Raw genomic sequence first — 16,824 nt, 5'->3', positions numbered from 1 at the left:
ACACCTCGTTGCGAGGCGCGCCGATAATGTATATTATGTCATTTCGCCGGAACGAAGCGCCCTCCAGCGCATCACGAGGCGCCCTGGTGGACTCCCCTTCGACATGAGCACGACGACGTACGCACCGCAGCGTCTCGCCCCCGCCAGCCGCGGCGCCGATCCCCGAGCGACTGACCGCGCGGCGCGATCCCTGCGGCGTGCGTCACGGACCGGCATCGACACGACGATCGCACCAGCGTCCTCGGGTTCCGTCTCGGCGGCTTTCGGCTCGGCGACGTCGGTGTTCGCGGCCCCCGCGCCGGACGCCCGTCGGTCTGGACGCGTCCTGACGACGTGCGCGACGCTCGTCTGGCTGCCGGCGCTCGTGCTCACCGTCCTGGTGTTCCTCCTGGTCGGCGCCATCGGCGGCCTCGCGGCGGCCGGCATGTGGACCTGGCGCACGGTGTCCCCCGTGCAGGCCCGGCCCACGGACCATGCCGACGAGCGAGCCGACCGACCGTTGTCCGCGAGCTCGCCGCGACCCGTCGTAGCGCCCCGCAGCCGACGGGTGGTTCGGGACCGCACCATCGGCTACGATGCATAGAATCGGACATAAGGCCCAAACCATTGTGTTCAGGTCAACACCATGGTGACGCACGAGTGCCCGCGGTGACCGCGCATCAGGTCGTCCGCCGCTTCTCGGGTCGCTCTCCCGCTGTCGGGTGCGCCGGGAGCCATCGGTCCCCGCTCCAGGCGAGGCTCCCCGTGCGCCGCGGTGCACACCCTCCACCACGACGCTCCCCTCGCCACCGCCGTCCTCCCGGAGTGTGTGCCACCCTGTCCCGGTGCCCGACGCTCCCCGACCACTCCTCCCTCCCCCGCTGCCCGACCTCGTCGGTGTGCGCGAGCGCACCGTGCACGTCGTGACCCACCCGGAGGCGACGCACCACGTCGACGGACTCGTCGGCGGCCAGCACGACTCCGACCTCACCCCCGCCGGGCTGCGGCAGGCGCACCTCGTCGCGGCGGCGCTGCGGGCACGTGTCCCGGCCGGTGCGAGCACGGACGTCGTCACGTCCGACCTCCTGCGCACGCGCCGCACCGCGACCGCGGTCGCCGACGCGCTCGGCGCGGCGGCGCGCCTCGACCCGCGGCTGCGCGAGGCGTCCTACGGCGAGGCCGGCGGTCGCCCCCAGACGTGGCTCGACGCACGGTTCGTCCCGCCGCCCGCGACGGGCGACCGCCTGCGGCACGACGTCGGTGTCGCCGGCGCCGAGACCCGCCTCGACGTCGCGCTGCGCGTGTACGCGGCGACGACGGACCTCCTGCGGCGGGACGTGGACCACCAGGTCGTCGTGACGCACGGCTTCGCCGCCACGTTCGTCGTCGCGGCCTGGATCGGCATGCCCGTCGACGCCGCGGGGCACGTCGCGTTCCCGGTGCCCTCGGGCAGCATCACGACGCTGCGCGAGGACGGCTACTTCCACAACCGCGCCGTCGTCGCCCTGGGCGACGTCGCGCACCTCGCCGCGGGCACGAGCACGCGAGGCTGACGACGACGAGCGCGTCGGTGCAGGTCAGCGCTGTGGGTGGCGCGTCCTAGGCTGACGGCGACCCGTCCCCCAGGAGGCCCGCATCATGGTCGCCCCGCCCCGCCTCGAGCGGATCACCGTCGCCGAGGCAGCCGACCGCTACCTCGCGTCCGTCGCCGCGCAGACCCTGCGCGGCATCCTGTCCCCCACGACGCGCCGCAGCTACGAGCGGGACGTCGCGGAGTTCGCGCGCCTCGCGGGACCCGCCCGCATCCTGGACGACGTCACGGGCGAGGACGTCGACGACGTGCTCCTGCGCTACCAGACCACGCCCGACGGCCGGTACGCCGACGCGTCGCGCAAGCCCGGCAGCACGGGCCGCTCGGCAGCGACGGTGAACCGGTTCCGGCAGTCGGTGACGCGCTTCTTCGGGCACGCCACGCGCGAGGGCTGGGTGCAGGCCGACCCGATGCAGTGGGCCGCTCCCCCGGCCCGCCTGCGCGACGGTCTGCGCGTCGCCCGCACCGCGCTGTCCGCGGGCTCGGCGGCGTCGCTGCTCGAGGTGTCCGCCGCCCGCGCACCCGGGGAGCCCGCCGTCTCGCGCCGCGACCAGGACCTCCAGCTCCGTGACCGCCTCGTCGTCGCGCTCCTCCTCGTCCTTGGCCCGCGCGTGTCCGAGCTCGAGCGGGCGAACCTCGACGACTTCTCCCGCGAACCGGACCAGACGCGGTGGCGCATCCAGGGCAAGGGCGGCCGCGTCCGCACCGTCACGCTCTCTCCCCCGCTCGCAGACGCGCTCGAGGAGTACCTCGCGCGCCTGCGCCCGACGCTCCTCGCCCGCCGGCCCGACGACCCGGACGCCCAGCGCGCCCTCCTGCTGTCGTGGCGAGGCCGCCGGATCGACGCCCAGGCCGTGCGCGGGCTGCTGCGGCGCTGCGTCGAACGCATGCCCGCGCAGTACCGTCGCGAGGCGACGCCGCACGCGCTGCGCCACACGACCGCGACACTCCTCGCCGCGGAGGGCTGGGACGTCAAGGTCGTCGCGGAGCTCCTCGGGCACGCGTCCATCGCGACCACCGGCGTCTACCTCGACCGCATCGAGGGCGAGCTCGCGGCCGCGATCCGGGCCCACCCGCTCTCCGCGGCGCTCGAACCCAGCGAGGCCTGACCAGCCCACCACGCGGGGGGTGACCTGAAGGGCGCTGACACCCGGCCCGGCGGAGCGTAGCGTCGCAGGCATGGCCCCGCTCCACCGGGTGGAGCTCGTCCCCGACGACGAGCCCGCGCCGGGCGGGCGCGGCACACCCGCGGAGGGGGCACCCGGGCGCGCGGCCCCTGCCCGACGACGCACCCTCCTCGCGCGCGTCGGGGCGCCTCTGCTAGCGCTCGCGGTCGCGCTCGGCGCGGTCGCCTCGTGGCGCTCGTCGACGGCGGAGCAGGCCCGCCTCGCCCGTCCCGGCGCCGTCCGCTCGCTCGCCGTGGCCCCGACCCCCGCCTGGTCCGCGGACGCCGCCACCCCGCGCGTCGCCGTCGTCGACGACGTGGTCGTCACGGTCACCGCCGCCGGGGTCGAGGGGCGCGACGCCGCCTCGGGCGCCCGGCGCTGGCTCGCTCTCGACGCCACCGCCACGTGCGGACCGGCCGCCGACGAGTCGGCAGGCCCGGTGACCGACGTGCTCGTGTGCCTCACGGGACCCGCGCTCGCCCCGGTCGCGCACGTCGTCGGCCCGGACGGCCCGGTCACCGGACCGGTGCCGCTGGGCGACACGCTCGGCCGCGCGGTCCCCGCGCCCGACGGGACCGTGCTGCGGTGGGCCCGCACCGGTGGGGTCGTGCACCTCGCGCTCCAGGACGCCCGCACGGCTCGCGTGCGCTGGCGGCACGACGTCCCGCCCGACGACGCGGAACGCACCCCGATGTGCCGGCCCCAGGTCGCCGGGCAGGCCGCCGCCACCGTCGAGGACGGCCTGCTCGTCCTGCGGGGATGTCGCGTCAGCGCCGTCCTCACCGCTGGGGGTACCCGCCTCGACGCGCCAGGCCCGGCCGTCACGACCGACGTCGTCCCGTTGCCCGACGGGACGTTCCTGCGCACCCGCGTGCTGCCGCCGGGGCGGGAGGCGACGACCGAGCGCGTCGCCCCGGACGCGGCGGTGCTCGCCGCCGTCGACGGTCGGCTCCTGCGGCAGCTCGTCGGCCCCGAGGACGACGCGGCCCCGTGGCTGGTCGCCACCGCCGACGGCGTGCGCGCCCTCGCGGCCGCGGACGGCACCGGCGACGGGCTGCGCGAGCGGTGGCGCCTCGCACAGCCCGTCGCCCAGGTCGTCGCGCTCGCCGCCGACCGCGCTGTCGTCGTCACCGGTGAGCGCGTCGTCGCCCTGGACGCGCGCTCGGGCGAGCCCGTGTGGTCGTGGCCGCGCAGCTCCCCCGCCGGTCGCCCTGCCGCGCCGGGCGTCGTCACGGCGCCCGGGAGCACCACCACGACGGCGGACGACGGCCCGGGCACCACGGGCGTCCGGGTCGATCTCACCCGGGGCGTCGCGGCCGCGTTCACCGACGGCGCCACGCTCGCCCTGGTCGTCTCCGACGGCTCGTCGCGGCGCTCGCGGACGGTCGCCCTCTCCCTCGAGGACGGGGACGTGCGCTGGGACGTCGTCGGCGACGGCGACCCGTCGGGGTTCACCGCCCTGGCGGGGCACGTGGGGCACGTGGACGCAGGGTCGTCGCGCGTCGTCGTGCTGGAGCGACGTCCGCGCGGTCGGAGGCGTCCGCGTGCGAGAGGGCGCCGAGGGCGAGAACCTGTCGGGAGACCGGCGCAGCCGTCCGGGCCGCCGGACCGAGGTGAAGGAGGCCGTCGTGCCGAAGCGTGACCCGGGTCCGAGCGTGAAGGACCCCGACCTGTACGAGAAGCTGCGGGACGAGGGCGACTCGAAGGAGAAGGCGGCCCGCATCGCGAACGCCGCGGCGGGCTCGTCGCGCACGAGCGTGGGCCGTAAGGGCGGCAAGGCCGGCGACTACGAGGACTGGACCGTCGAGAAGCTGCGCAAGCGCGCCGCGGAGATCGGCATCGAGGGGCGGTCCTCCATGCGCAAGGCGGAGCTGGTCCGCGCGCTGCGCTCGCACTGAGGACGCACCGAGGACAGCCCAGGGACGCACCGCGGACAGCCCAGGGACGCACCGAGGACAGCCCGGGGACGCGCCGGGGACGGCCCGTGCGGGATCTCACCCGCGGCGCGACCGTCTTCCGGTCGCGCCCGGGGTGCCGCCCGCTACGGTGAGTGCGTGCACCTGTCCGCCGACTCCGCCCTGCGCACCGCCCGCCGTCTGCTCTCCCGTGCGCTCGTGGTCGCCGTCGCGGCGCCCGTGACGGTCGCGGGCGTGCTCGTCACCGCGGACGCGATCCGCAAGCGCCGCAACGCCACCGAGGCGTCGTTCCCGCGCTCGGCCCCCGCCGACGTCGAGGTCGCGGGCACCACGACGACCGTCTTCACGTACGGCGAGGACGTGTACCGGGAGATGCTCGGCGCGATCCGCGGTGCGCGGCGCCGCATCCTGCTCGAGACGTACATCTGGAAGGCCGACGCGCTCGGTGAGGAGTTCAAGCAGGCGCTCGTCGAGGCGAGCGAGCGCGGCGTCGAGGTGTTCGTCGTGTACGACGGCTTCGCGAACCTCGTCGTCCCGCAGGCGTTCTTCGACCTGCCCGAGCCGATCCACGTCATCCGGTACCCGGTGTTCCGCCCGGGCGTGCTCATGCTCAACGTGCGCAAGTCCGGCCGCGACCACCGCAAGATCCTCGTCGTCGACGACGAGATCGCCTTCGTGGGCGGGTACAACATCGGCGCCCTGTACGCGACGCAGTGGCGCGACACGCACGTGCGCCTCGTGGGGCCGAGCGCGTGGGAGCTGCGCAACGCGTTCGTCGACTTCTGGAACGCGAACCGCGCGTCGGACCAGCCGCTGCTCGCCGACCCGGGGTCGGTGCACTGGGAGCCGCGGCTGCGCGCGGCCCGCAACGCGCCGGCGCACCTCGTGTTCCCGATCCGCGGGATCTACCTCGACGCGATCGACCGCGCGAGCTCGCACGTCTACATCACGCAGGCGTACTTCATCCCCGACCGGGAGATCCTTGCCGCGCTGCTCGCGGCCGCGGCGCGCGGCGTCGACGTGCGGGTCCTCGTGCCCGAGCGCTCGAACCACGTGCTCGCGGACTGGCTGTCGCGCGGCCTGTACACGGCGCTGCTCAAGGGCGGGGTCCGCATCCACCTGTACCGCAACGCCATGGTGCACGCGAAGACCGCGACCATCGACGGCGCGTGGACCACGATCGGCACGGCGAACATCGACCGGCTGTCCCTCACGGGGAACTACGAGGTGAACCTCGAGATCACGGACCCGGGGGTGGCCGAGCAGATGGAGAAGGTCTTCGAGGTCGACCTGTCGAACTCGCGCGAGCTGACCCTCGACGAGTGGGACTCGCGCTCGGTGGCGGCGAAGCTCAGCGAGATCGTCCTCACTCCCCTGCGCCCGCTGCTCTAGCAGCGCCACCGTCGTCGCCGTCCTTCGGGCGACGACGACGGCGGGCGGGGTCCGCGGCTCAGCGGGCCGGGTCGGAGCGCAGCACGTCGGCCGCCTCCTCCTCCGGCCGCGGCGGCACGGTCTCGTCGGTCTCGAGCAGCGCAACCTCCTCGAACTCAGGATGCTCGTCGCGCAGCTCGCGCGCGACGGCGTCCGCCGCGCCGTCCAGGGCGCCCGCGGCGACGTCGATCGACTCCCCGGTCGTCAACGGCCGGTACTCGTACGTGCCGCCGGTGCGCTGCTCGCCCAGGAGCCGGTTCACGAGGCCGTGCCCGACGTCCGACAGCAGCGCGTCGTGCACCGGCACCACGACCCGCGGGTCGAGGGCGCGCACGAAGTCGATCGTCTCGGCGAGCTTGAGCCACGGCGCCGAGACGGGCGCGAGCAGCACGTCGAGCCGCCGTCCGCCCAGCACGCCCGCGTCCGGGGCGTCGAACGAGTCGCCCGGGTGCAGGAGCGTCGCCCCGTCCCCGCGCACGAGGTACGTGACGTTCGCGATCCGCGGGACGTCCGGGTGGATCACCGCGTGCCGGCCGCCGCCCACCACGACCTCCAGGCCGCCGAGGTCCAGGCCGTCCCCCGGCGCGACGACGTGCACGCGCGACGCCGCGCCGTCGGGCAGCGCGGGACGCACCGCGGCGGCCACCTCCTCGGGCGCCCACACCGTGAGCTCCAGCCGGGCCGCGAGGGCGTCGCCGAGGGCGCCGGTGTCCACGTGGTCGGGGTGCTGGTGGGTGAGGAGCACCGTGCCGGCGTCCGCCAGCGCGGCCGCGGCGTCGCTGAACGTGCCCGGGTCGATGGCGACGACCTGACCGCCGTGGCGCACCGTGACGCACGCGTGCCCGTGGAACGTGACCTGCATGGAACCTCCTCGAGTCGTCCTTGCCCGCCCCGCCCGTGCGGGGCCCGGCCCCTCAGCCCACCACGAGGACGAGGTCGCCGCCCTCCAGCTGCTGCACCGCGCCGATCGCGACCCGCTGGACCGTGCCCGCGACGGGCGTCGTGATCGCCGCCTCCATCTTCATCGCCTCGACGGTCGCGACCGTCTGCCCCGCCTCGACGACGTCGCCCACGACGACGACCGGCGTCACCGCACCCGCGAACGGCGCCGCGACCTGGCCCGGCTGGGTCGGGTCCGCCTTCTCCGCGGTGCGCGCGTCCACGTCCACCGCGCGGTCGCGCACCTGGATCGGGCGCAGCTGGCCGTTGAGGGTGAACATCACCGTGCGCATCCCGCGCTCGTCGGGCGTGCCGATCGCCTCGAGGCCCACGAGCAGGCGCACGCCCTTGCCGAGCGCGACCGCGACCTCCTGGCCCGGCTCCAGCCCGTACAGGTACGTGGGGGTGTCGAGCACCGACACGTCCCCGTACGCCTGGCGCACCTGCTCGAACTCCTTCGTCGGCCCCGCGAAGAGCAGGTGGTTGAGCCGACGACGGCGCACCTCGCCCTCCTGCGCGAGCTCCGCCTCGTCCTCGGCCGAGAGCGGCGTGACCCCCGCGCGCGCCGCACGGCCGGCGAGCGCGCGCGACCGGAACGGCTCCGGCCAGCCACCGGGCGGGTCGCCCAGCTCGCCGCCCAGGAACCCGACCACGGAGTCCGGGATGTCGAACGACTGCGGGTCCGCCGCGAACTCCGCCGGGTCCGCGCCCGCCGCCACGAGGTGCAGCGCGAGGTCGCCCACGACCTTCGACGACGGCGTCACCTTCACCAGCCGCCCCAGGATCCGGTCCGCGGCCGCGTACATCGCCTCGATCTGCTCGAACCGGTCCCCCAGACCCAGCGCGATCGCCTGCTGACGCAGGTTCGACAGCTGACCGCCCGGGATCTCGTGCTCGTACACGCGCCCCGTCGGCCCGGGCAGACCCGACTCGAACGGCGCGTACACGCGGCGCACCGCCTCCCAGTACGGCTCGAGGTCCGCGACCGCCGGCAGCGACAGCCCGGTGTCGCGCTCGGTGTGCTCCAGCGCGGCGACCAGCGCCGACAGCGGCGGCTGGCTCGTCGTCCCCGCCATCGCGGCGCTCGCGGCGTCGACCGCGTCGACGCCCGCCGCGGCGGCGGCGAGCAGCGTGGCCATCTGACCGCCGGACGTGTCGTGGGTGTGCAGGTGCACCGGCAGGTCGAACCGTTCGCGCAGCGCGGTCACGAGCCGGCTCGCGGCGGCGGGGCGCAGCAGCCCGGCCATGTCCTTGATCGCGAGGACGTGCGCACCGGCGTCGACGATGCGGTCCGCGAGGCGCAGGTAGTAGTCGAGCGTGTACAGGTCCTCGGCCGGGTCGAGCAGGTTGCCCGTGTAGCACAGCGCGACCTCCGCGACCGTCGTGCCGGTCGCGCGCACGGCCTCGATCGCCGGACGCATCTGGTCGACGTCGTTGAGCGCGTCGAAGATGCGGAACACGTCGATGCCCGTCGCCGCGGCCTCCTCGACGAACGCCTCCGTGACGCGCGTCGGGTACGGCGTGTACCCAACCGTGTTGCGCCCGCGCAGGAGCATCTGGATCGCGAGGTTCGGCATCGCGGCACGCAGGGTCGCGAGCCGCTCCCACGGGTCCTCCCCGAGGAAGCGCAGCGCGACGTCGTACGTCGCCCCGCCCCACGCCTCGACCGACCACAGCTGCGGCGTCGCCCGCGCCACGTACGGAGCGACGGCCGCCAGGTCGTGCGTGCGCACGCGCGTCGCGAGCAGCGACTGGTGCGCGTCGCGGAACGTCGTGTCCGTGACGCGCAGCAGCTGCTCGCCCCGCAGCGCCCGCGCGAACCCCTCCGGGCCGAGCTCGAGGAGCTGCTGGCGCGACCCGGGCGGGGGCTCGACCGTCAGGTCGAACGGCGGCAGCTTCGCCGCCGGGTCGCTCGTGACCCGCGGCTCCCCGTGCGGCCGGTTGACGGTGGTGTCCCCCACGTACGCGAGCAGGCGCGTGCCCCGGTCCGCGCTCTCGCGCGCGGCGAGCAGCTCGGGCCGCTCGTCGATGAACGACGTCGCCACGTTGCCCGCGACGAACTCCGGGTCGGCGAGGACCGCCTGCAGGAACGGGATGTTCGTCCGGATGCCGCGGATGCGGAACTCCGCCAGCGCGCGACGCGCGCGCCGCACCGCCGTCGGGAAGTCCCGCCCCCGGCACGTGAGCTTCACCAGCATCGAGTCGAAGTGGCCCGACACGACCGACCCCGCCGTCGCCGTCGCCCCGTCGAGCCGGACGCCCGCCCCGCCCGGGGACCGGTAGGCGATGATCCGGCCCGTGTCGGGACGGAACCCGTTCGCCGGGTCCTCCGTCGTGATCCGGGTCTGCAGGGCCGCGCCGTTGACGCGCACGTCCTCCTGCCGGATGCCCAGGTCCCCCAGCGTCTCGCCCGCCGCGATCCGCATCTGCGCGGACACCAGGTCGACGTCCGTGACCTCCTCGGTCACCGTGTGCTCCACCTGGATGCGCGGGTTCATCTCGATGAACACGTGCTGCCCCGCACGCTCGCCCACCGTGTCGACGAGGAACTCGACCGTGCCCGCGTTCTGGTACCCGATGTGCCGCGCGAACCGCACCGCGTCCGCGCACAGCGCGTCCCGGACCGCCGGGTCGAGGTTCGGCGCCGGCGCGATCTCGATGACCTTCTGGTGACGACGCTGCAACGAGCAGTCCCGCTCGTACAGGTGCACGACGTTCCCCGCGCCGTCCGCCAGGATCTGCACCTCGATGTGCCGCGGCCGCAGCACCGCCTGCTCCAGGAACACCGTCGGGTCGCCGAACGCGCCGTCCGCCTCGCGCATCGCCGCCGCCAGCGCCTCGGGCAGGTCCTCGCGCACGTCGACGCGCCGCATCCCGCGACCGCCACCACCCGCGACCGCCTTGACGAACACCGGGAACCCGATCTCGTCCGCGGCCGCGACGAGCTCGTCGACGTCCGCCGACGGCTCGCTCGACGCGAGCACCGGCAGGCCCGCCTCGCGCGCCGCCTTGAGCGCCCGCACCTTGTTGCCCGCGAGCTCGAGCACCTCCGGCGGCGGCCCGACGAACGTCAGCCCCGCCTCCGCGCACGCCCGCGCCAGGTCGGGGTTCTCCGAGAGGAACCCGTACCCCGGGTAGACGGCGTCCGCGCCCGCCTCCCGGGCCACGCGCACGATCTCCTCGATGTCCAGGTACGCCCGCACCGGGTGACCGGGCTCCCCGATGAGGTACGCCTCGTCCGCCTTGAGCCGGTGCTCGGAGTTGCGGTCCTCCTGCGGGAACACCGCGACGGTGCGGGCCCCCAGCTCGTAGGCGGCGCGGAACGCCCTGACGGCGATCTCCGCGCGGTTGGCGACCAGGACCTTCGAGAACACCGGCACTCCATCCGTCGAGCGTGGCGGCGTCGTCGGGCCGGGGAGGGCGCCACGCACCGCGTACCGGGCGATCCTCCCACGGCGTCGCCGGACGGGTCACCGCACCCGCTGTGACGAGGTCCACACGCCTCGCGGGGGTGCCCCGGCGCTCGCGGACGGTCCGCCCGCGGTCGGGCCGGGCGAGGGGTCAGCCCGCGGTGCGGGCCTGACGGCGCTGGGCGAGCTCGTCCTGCGGGCTCGTCGCGGTGCCGTCCTCGTCCTCGAGGGACTCGGTCGGCAGCTCGGCGAGCGTGCCCTCGACCTCGCGCCACACGCGCCCGACGGCGATCCCGAACACGCCCTGGCCGCCCTGGACGAGGTCCACGACCTCGTCGGGCGAGGTGCACTCGTAGACGCTCGCGCCGTCGCTCATGAGGGTGATCTGCGCCAGGTCGTCCACGCCGCGCTCGCGCAGGTGCTCGACGGCCGTGCGGATCTGCTGGAGCGACACCCCGGTGTCGAGCAGGCGCTTGACGACCTTGAGCACGAGGATGTCGCGGAAGCTGTACAGACGGTGCGAGCCCGACCCGGACGCCGGGCGGACGGTGGGCTCGACCAGACCGGTGCGGGCCCAGTAGTCGAGCTGGCGGTACGTGATGCCTGCCGCGCGGCACGCCGTCGGGCCGCGGTAGCCGGTCGTGGTGTCCTGCTCGGTGATGTCCTCCCCGAAGAGGAGGCCCTGCGCGCCCTGCGGAACTGCCGCGCCGACACCGACGCTCGCCTCACCGCTGCTGTTCACTGTCGCCTCCTGGGGTGATGTCACGACCAAACTATGGGCGCCGTCGGGGGCCGTCAACGACCGACGCCTCGGGCGTGCGGGCGTGTCGCGCCCGCCACGTCGTCGCGTCGACCGCTGAACCCTCGACCTGAGGTCGAAGGTCTGTCTTGTCCGGTGTGTCCTGAAGCCTCGACCGCGACCCGAGGGTCGGGGTCGCCACGCACCGGGACCGCTCCTACTCGTCCACCGAGAAGTCCTCGGGCTGGACGTGGTCGAGGAAGTCGCGGAACTTCTCGACCTCCTCCTGCTGCGCGACGTCGACGACCTCGACGCCCGCCGTCGCCACGACCTCCGCGGAGCACAGCACCGGGCTCCCGGTGCGCACCGCGACGGCGATCGCGTCCGACGCGCGCGAGTCGAGCCGCACGCCGTTGCTGAGCACGAGCTCGGCGAAGAAGATGCCGCCGTCGAGGGCGACGATCTCCGCCCGCTCGAGCCGCACGCCCACCGCGTCGAGCAGGTCCCGCAGCAGGTCGTGCGTCATGGGCCGCGGCGTGGGCAGCCCTGCCTGCGCCATGGCGATCGCGCTCGCCTCCCGCGGGCCGATGACGATCGGCACCACGAGCTCGGACGCGTCGTCGAGCAGCAGCACTACGATCTCCTGGTCGCGCTGCTGCTGACGGACCCCCAGCACCTCCACCGGGACCATCGGGACGTCGTCGCTCACTCCACCACCGTACGACTCCGCCCGGCATCCGGCAGGGGGTGCGCACCGAGTGTGCGCGACGGGCGTCGGGCCGTCGCGCGAGGCACGGTGGGGGCCGGTGCGGGCGTCAGCGGGTGAGGTCGTCGACGCCCTGGCGCACGAACACGGTGTGCAGCTGCGCGCACAGCTCGCCGACCTCGGACGCGACGGTGCCGGCGTGGGCGCGCGCGGACGGGCTCTGCTGGCCGCGCCACGGCGAGACGACCTGCTGCACGAGGCTCACGTGGCGGTCGGCGGCGGTGCGCAGGGAGCGCAGGTGGCGGGGCTCGATGCCGTAGTCCGCGAGGCCGGCGGCGAGCACGACGACGTCGAGCGAGCGCGCGTCGAGCTGCCCGCCCGGCGCCTGGCGGAGCACGCCGGCCTCGATGAGGCCCTCGACGAGCTCGCGCTCGACCCCGGCGGCGGAGACGAGCGCGTCGACGGTGTAGCGCTGGCGGACGCCGGCCGACCCGGGCTCGCCGTCGGTGGTCGCGAGGCGGGGGGCGAGCGTCTCGGCGTCGGTCCCGGCGTCGAGCGCGGCGAGGCGGTCCTTGATGACCTTCAGCGGCAGGTAGCGGTCCCGCTGCTCGACGAGCACGAAGCGCAGGCGCTCGACGTCGGCGGGGCTGTACTGGCGGTAGCCCGACGCGGTCCGCACCGGCTCGATGAGGCCCTGCTCCTCGAGGAAGCGCAGCTTGGAGTGGCTGACGTGGGGGAACTCGGCCCGCAGCGCGCGCAGCACGTCGGAGATGCGCATGGTCGCGCGGCGCGAGATCCCCTGGGGCCACGGTTCGGGCCCGTCCGCGGGCTCCGGGGCCGTGGCGTGCGCGGCGCCGGTCGACATGTTCACGACGGGGAGGCCGCGCCGCCCGCCGACGCCGCCGCGTGCGGGCTGGCGTGGAACGTGAGCCGGTACTTGCCGATCTGGACCTCGTCGCCCGTGCCGAGCGCAACCGCGTCGATCCGGCTGCGGTTCACGTAAGTGCCGTTGAGGGACCCGACGTCACGCACGACGAAGTGCTCGCCCTCGCGCACGAACTCGGCGTGCTTGCGGGACACGGTGACGTCGTCGAGGAAGATGTCGGCGTGCTCGGAGCGCCCGGCGACGGTGCGCTCGGCGTCGAGGAGGAAGCGCGAGCCCTGGCCGGGGCCGCGCTGCATGATGAGCAGGGCCGAGTGGCGGGGCAGGGCGGCGACGGCGGCGTGCTCCTCGGGGCTCAGGCCCCCGGGCTGCACGCCCTCCTCGATCGGGGCCTCGATCCGGCCGAAGCTGACCGTCGTGTCGCTGGTCGCCCGGTTCGGCACCTCAGGACCGCCTGGGACACTCATCACGCCTCCTCGGGGCTCACGCACGTCGTGCTCGAGCTCGGAAACCGCACCGGGGGACGAGCCCCGGGGTGCGGGAAACTGGTGCTCGAAAACTACTACACCTGCAGGTCACGCGGTGCGTGCGACCCTCGGTCGTCCCAACCTACCCCGGCCCGTGGGCCTGCGGGAAGCCGGTTCACTCGTCGGCGGGGACGGGGGTCGCGTACCGGGGTGCGCGGGGCTCGACGGTCGCGGTGACCTCGGCCCGGTCCTGCTGGGTGACGGTGGTGCGCGCGCCGTCGGCGCGCAGGGAGGCCATGGCGCCGCCGGGGATCTCGAGCGCGGTCTCGAGCGTCGAGGGGTCGCCGATCGCGGTCCACCGGTACGGGGACGAGATCACCTGCCCGTCGACGACGACGCCGTCGGAGGTGTCCTCGAAGTAGCTGCTCGCGACGAGGCGGACGCCGTTGACCTCCATGGCCTCGGCGCCCGCGTTGCGCAGCTCCTCCAGCACGTTGAACAGGCCGAACGCCTTGAGCGGCTCGGCGCCCTCGACGACCTCGATCTCGACGCCCGGGCCCTCGGCGGGGAGCCGGCCCGAGAGGATGCCGAGCGTCTCGGCCTGCTGCTCGGCGAGCTCGAGCGCGGCGCGCTCGCGGCCGGAGCCGGACTGCAGCTCGTCGCGCGTGGCCTCGAGCGAGGACACCTGGTCCTCGAGCTCGCCGGAGCGCTGGGTGACGTCGTCGAGCAGGCGCACGAGGTCGCTCTGGCGCAGCGAGGACAGCTGGTCCTCCTGCGTCTGGCTCACCTGGACGACGAGCGCGAAGCCGAGGAGCGCGCACAGGACGCCGACCATGACCTGGGAGCGCGACGCGCGCGGTCGCATCGCCCGGCCGAGGCCGCGCAGCCCGCGCGGCTCGGGCTGGGTGGGGGTGCCGTGGCGCCCGACGGCGGCCGTGGCGCCGGTGACCGGGTCCGGCTCGGCGGTGGGCGAGGTCTCGGCGTCCTGCTCGCGCGCCGCGGCTGCCGGGGTGGTCGTCGCGTCCGACGTGGCGTCGGTCGTCGCGCCCGGCGTCGGGAGGTTCGGCGTGGTGGCGGCGGGACGCGCGTCGTCGAGCCGGTCGGCGCGGCCGTCGGGTGCGGGGCGCTCCCCCGCTGCTGCGGCGTCGCCCAGGGCGGTGGGGTCGCTCGACACCGGGGTGTCCGGGTCGCTGGTGCCCGGGTCGCTGGTGTCCGGGTCGCTGGTGTCCGGGTCGCTGGTGTCCGGGGCGCTCGGCGCGGGCGTGTCGGTCGGCGCGGCGCCGGTCGGGGTCGTGCGGGCCGCGGTGGTGCCGTCATCCTCGGGGTGGTCGGCGGTGACCGTGGTCTCGTCGCGGGCTGCCGGTGCGTCGCTCGGCGTCGTGGGGTCGCCGGGGACCGCTGCGGGGTCGACCGGGTCGTCGTGGGGCGTGCTCGACGGCGCACCCGGGCCCGGGTCGGTCTCGGCGGCGGTGGCCGCGTCCTCGTCGGAGTCGTCGGTGCGGGCCGGGGCGGCCTCGGCGTCGTGGGAGTCGTCGGTCCCGGGCTCGGTGCCGGGGACGGCGGGGGTGCCGACGGCGGCGTCGTCACCGTCCGCGGGCGTGGCGGGGTGCTCGGGCCGGTCGCCCGGAGCCTGGTCGCGGGGGTCGCGGCTCATGCTCACGCCTTGAAGATGTGGCGCCGGATCGCGGCGGCGTTGGAGAAGATGCGGATGCCGAGGACGACGACGACGGCGGTCGAGAGCTGGCTGCCGACCCCGAGCTGGTCGCCGAGGAACACGATGAGGGCGGCGACGACGACGTTCGACAGGAACGACACGAGGAAGACCTTGTCGTCGAACAGGCCGTCGAGCCGGGCGCGCAGGCCGCCGAACAGGGCGTCGAGGGCGGCGACGACGGCGATGGGGAGGTAGGGCTGCAGCGACACGGGCACGGTGGGTTGCAGGACGAGGCCCGCGACGATGCCCACCACCAGTCCGACGACTGCGATCATTCGACGATCTCCTGCCCTGTCTCGTGCGGTGCGGATGGGGTCCCGGACCCGTCGGTCGTACCCGGCGCGGGGCCGGTCTCCTCGGCGGGTGCGTCGGAGTCTACGGTCGTCTCCGGGGCGTGCGCGAAGAACAGCGTGGGCGCGGACCGGCCGGGCAGGTCGAGGCGGCTCTGCGTCGTCACGCCGGAGCGGATGCCGTACTGGGTGCCGAGGAGCTGGAGGAAGTCGGACGTGCCGGACCGCAGGAGCGAGGTGCGCATCGCGTCGGGGTCGCCGATCGCCTCGACGCGGTAGGGGCCGACGAGGGGCTGCAGGTCGACGAGCACGGCGTCGCCGGCGCTGCGGATCGCGGACAGGCCGGTCAGGCGCTGGTCGTTGATCGCGACGGCCTCGGCGCCGCCGGCCCACAGGGCGTTGACGACGCGCTGCAGGTCGGAGTCGTGCACGAGCGAGCTCGCGTCGGTGGCCCCGGAGGACAGGCCGCCGCCGGTGTCGTCGAGGGTGACGACGACGCCCTGGCCCTCGACGGGCTGCGTCCCGGTGAGCGCGCCCTCCTCCTGGAGGCTGTCGAGCACGTCGGCGCTCGCGCCGCTCAGGGCCGCGCCCTGGAGCTGCTCGATCTCGCCGGACAGCTCTGCGCCGCGCGCGGAGAGCTCCTCGGCGGTGGCCTGGCGTTCGAGGATCTCCTGCTCGAGGGTCTCGCGTGCGGCGATGACGCCGGGCTGGGGGGCGCGCAGCTGCACCGCGGCGGCGGTGGTGACGACGCCGAGGACGACGGCGAGGGCGACGAGCGCGACGGTGCCGGTGCGCCCGCGGTGCGGGGTCTGCCCGGCGGCGCGGCGCGCGGCCGCGGCGGCGTACCCGGGGTCGAGGGGGCGGTGCATGACCTCGTTGAGGAGGGTCATGGACGCGTCGACGGGTGCGCGGCGCGCGGCGGCGGGCTGGTCCGGTCGCGTGTCGGTCACGGCGTCTCCTTCGTCGCGGTCCCGGGCCGGTCGGTGCGGGCGGCGCGGTCGCGCAGGACGAGCGCCCGGGTCTGCAGCACGTACTGCGCGCCCGCGAGCCAGTACAGGCCCACGCCCCACCAGGTGAACGCCCACCCGGTGACGGCGGCGACGTCGCCGAGCCAGCCGGGCATCTCCGCGAGGAGCAGCAGCGGGAACGCGTACAGCAGGGCGAACGTGCCGGCCTTGCCCGCGAAGCTCACGGGCAGCGGCCCGTAGCCGTGGCGGGCGAGCAGCGGCAGCAGTCCCGCGAGCAGGACGTCGCGCGCGACGATCGCGACGACGAGCCACACGGGCACGACGTCGCGCCACGCGAGCCCGAGGAGGGTGACGAGGATGAAGAGTCGGTCGGCGGCGGGGTCGAGCATCTGCCCGAGGCGGCTCACCTGGTCCAGGCGGCGCGCGAGCACGCCGTCGAGCCAGTCCGACGCCCCGGACACGGCGAGGACGACCAGGGCCCACACGTCGTCGCCGCGCACGATGAGGACCGCGAACACGGGTACGAGGAGCAGCCGCAGGAGGCTGATGACGTTCGGGACGGTCAGGACGCGCGAGCTGACCTGCTGCCCTGCCGTCACACCCACCGCCCCGTGCTCGCGTCGCG

Annotated in this window: 16 protein-coding genes; 6 read left to right on the top strand and 10 right to left on the bottom strand. The window is 75.2% G+C overall.

The features are described from left to right. The first annotated feature begins 103 nt into the window (after nt 1-103). From HKK73_RS09505 to HKK73_RS09480, 6 genes are all read left to right on the top strand, one after another. Complete coding sequence (locus tag HKK73_RS09505; RefSeq protein WP_171467866.1) at nt 104-583, top strand: hypothetical protein; 480 nt, start codon at nt 104-106, stop codon at nt 581-583. A 241-nt stretch (nt 584-824) separates the two neighbouring features. After that, entirely contained in the window at nt 825-1,532 is a 708-nt protein-coding gene (locus HKK73_RS09500) for a histidine phosphatase family protein (protein ID WP_216608062.1), read from the top strand. Between the two features lie 85 nt (nt 1,533-1,617). Beyond that, complete coding sequence (locus tag HKK73_RS09495) at nt 1,618-2,679, top strand: tyrosine-type recombinase/integrase (RefSeq protein WP_171467865.1); 1,062 nt, start codon at nt 1,618-1,620, stop codon at nt 2,677-2,679. 70 nt (nt 2,680-2,749) lie between these two features. After that, nucleotides 2,750-4,378 carry a hypothetical protein gene (locus HKK73_RS09490; RefSeq protein ID WP_171467864.1) on the top strand — a complete coding sequence of 543 codons (1,629 nt, stop codon included), beginning with the start codon at nt 2,750-2,752 and terminating at the stop codon, nt 4,376-4,378. Further along, nucleotides 4,365-4,634 carry a Rho termination factor N-terminal domain-containing protein gene (locus HKK73_RS09485; protein ID WP_021482649.1) on the top strand — a complete coding sequence of 90 codons (270 nt, stop codon included), beginning with the start codon at nt 4,365-4,367 and terminating at the stop codon, nt 4,632-4,634. Before HKK73_RS09490 ends, HKK73_RS09485 begins: the two co-directional genes overlap by 14 nt. Nucleotides 4,635-4,796: 162 nt before the next feature. Further along, on the top strand, nt 4,797-6,044 hold the full coding sequence (locus tag HKK73_RS09480) for a phosphatidylserine/phosphatidylglycerophosphate/cardiolipin synthase family protein (RefSeq protein ID WP_369824973.1): 1,248 nt from the start codon (nt 4,797-4,799) through the stop codon (nt 6,042-6,044). Nucleotides 6,045-6,102: 58 nt separating this feature from the next. On the opposite strand, the gene HKK73_RS09475 is transcribed toward HKK73_RS09480, so the two are convergent. The 10 genes from HKK73_RS09475 to HKK73_RS09430 form a co-directional block, all read right to left on the bottom strand. Further along, on the bottom strand, nt 6,103-6,945 hold the full coding sequence (locus HKK73_RS09475; RefSeq protein WP_171467863.1) for an MBL fold metallo-hydrolase: 843 nt from the start codon (nt 6,943-6,945) through the stop codon (nt 6,103-6,105). 52 nt (nt 6,946-6,997) lie between these two features. Continuing rightward, nucleotides 6,998-10,396 (bottom strand): pyruvate carboxylase, encoded by a 3,399-nt coding sequence (locus HKK73_RS09470; protein ID WP_171467862.1) that lies wholly within the window; start codon nt 10,394-10,396, stop codon nt 6,998-7,000. A gap of 187 nt (nt 10,397-10,583) precedes the next feature. Continuing rightward, the gene (locus tag HKK73_RS09465; RefSeq protein ID WP_021482353.1) at nt 10,584-11,174 is read right to left on the bottom strand and encodes a MerR family transcriptional regulator; all 591 of its coding nucleotides are present in this window, start codon (nt 11,172-11,174) and stop codon (nt 10,584-10,586) included. A 214-nt stretch (nt 11,175-11,388) separates the two neighbouring features. Further along, nucleotides 11,389-11,862, bottom strand: coding sequence for a bifunctional nuclease family protein (locus HKK73_RS09460; RefSeq protein ID WP_024839673.1), 474 nt, complete (start codon nt 11,860-11,862; stop codon nt 11,389-11,391). A gap of 124 nt (nt 11,863-11,986) precedes the next feature. Further along, on the bottom strand, nt 11,987-12,742 hold the full coding sequence (locus tag HKK73_RS09455) for a MerR family transcriptional regulator (protein WP_043651632.1): 756 nt from the start codon (nt 12,740-12,742) through the stop codon (nt 11,987-11,989). A 2-nt stretch (nt 12,743-12,744) separates the two neighbouring features. Then, the gene (locus HKK73_RS09450; protein WP_021483194.1) at nt 12,745-13,227 is read right to left on the bottom strand and encodes an FHA domain-containing protein; all 483 of its coding nucleotides are present in this window, start codon (nt 13,225-13,227) and stop codon (nt 12,745-12,747) included. A gap of 175 nt (nt 13,228-13,402) precedes the next feature. Beyond that, the gene (locus tag HKK73_RS09445) at nt 13,403-14,881 is read right to left on the bottom strand and encodes a DUF881 domain-containing protein (protein ID WP_171467861.1); all 1,479 of its coding nucleotides are present in this window, start codon (nt 14,879-14,881) and stop codon (nt 13,403-13,405) included. Nucleotides 14,882-14,883: 2 nt separating this feature from the next. Beyond that, nucleotides 14,884-15,216: a small basic family protein gene (locus tag HKK73_RS09440; protein ID WP_021483549.1), complete on the bottom strand. Its 333-nt coding sequence runs from the start codon at nt 15,214-15,216 to the stop codon at nt 14,884-14,886. Next, entirely contained in the window at nt 15,213-16,181 is a 969-nt protein-coding gene (locus HKK73_RS09435; protein ID WP_232422894.1) for a DUF881 domain-containing protein, read from the bottom strand. The genes HKK73_RS09440 and HKK73_RS09435 overlap by 4 nt, the downstream gene beginning before the upstream one ends. Further along, nucleotides 16,178-16,798 carry a CDP-alcohol phosphatidyltransferase family protein gene (locus HKK73_RS09430; RefSeq protein ID WP_034656174.1) on the bottom strand — a complete coding sequence of 207 codons (621 nt, stop codon included), beginning with the start codon at nt 16,796-16,798 and terminating at the stop codon, nt 16,178-16,180. Before HKK73_RS09430 ends, HKK73_RS09435 begins: the two co-directional genes overlap by 4 nt. Nucleotides 16,799-16,824: the final 26 nt, after the last annotated feature.

The organism is Cellulosimicrobium sp. 72-3, from assembly GCF_013127315.1.
GTDB lineage: Bacteria > Actinomycetota > Actinomycetes > Actinomycetales > Cellulomonadaceae > Cellulosimicrobium > Cellulosimicrobium funkei.
This window is presented reverse-complemented; position numbering and strand designations above follow the sequence as displayed.

Coding starts and splice junctions, on each gene's coding strand:
- HKK73_RS09505 (WP_171467866.1), top strand. CDS start 104: ATGAGCACGACGACGTACGCACCGCAGCGTCTCGCCCCCGCCAGCCGC.
- HKK73_RS09495 (WP_171467865.1), top strand. CDS start 1,618: ATGGTCGCCCCGCCCCGCCTCGAGCGGATCACCGTCGCCGAGGCAGCC.
- HKK73_RS09490 (WP_171467864.1), top strand. CDS start 2,750: ATGGCCCCGCTCCACCGGGTGGAGCTCGTCCCCGACGACGAGCCCGCG.
- HKK73_RS09475 (WP_171467863.1), bottom strand. CDS start 6,945: ATGCAGGTCACGTTCCACGGGCACGCGTGCGTCACGGTGCGCCACGGC.
- HKK73_RS09460 (WP_024839673.1), bottom strand. CDS start 11,862: ATGGTCCCGGTGGAGGTGCTGGGGGTCCGTCAGCAGCAGCGCGACCAG.
- HKK73_RS09455 (WP_043651632.1), bottom strand. CDS start 12,742: ATGTCGACCGGCGCCGCGCACGCCACGGCCCCGGAGCCCGCGGACGGG.
- HKK73_RS09450 (WP_021483194.1), bottom strand. CDS start 13,227: ATGAGTGTCCCAGGCGGTCCTGAGGTGCCGAACCGGGCGACCAGCGAC.
- HKK73_RS09445 (WP_171467861.1), bottom strand. CDS start 14,881: ATGAGCCGCGACCCCCGCGACCAGGCTCCGGGCGACCGGCCCGAGCAC.
- HKK73_RS09440 (WP_021483549.1), bottom strand. CDS start 15,216: ATGATCGCAGTCGTCGGACTGGTGGTGGGCATCGTCGCGGGCCTCGTC.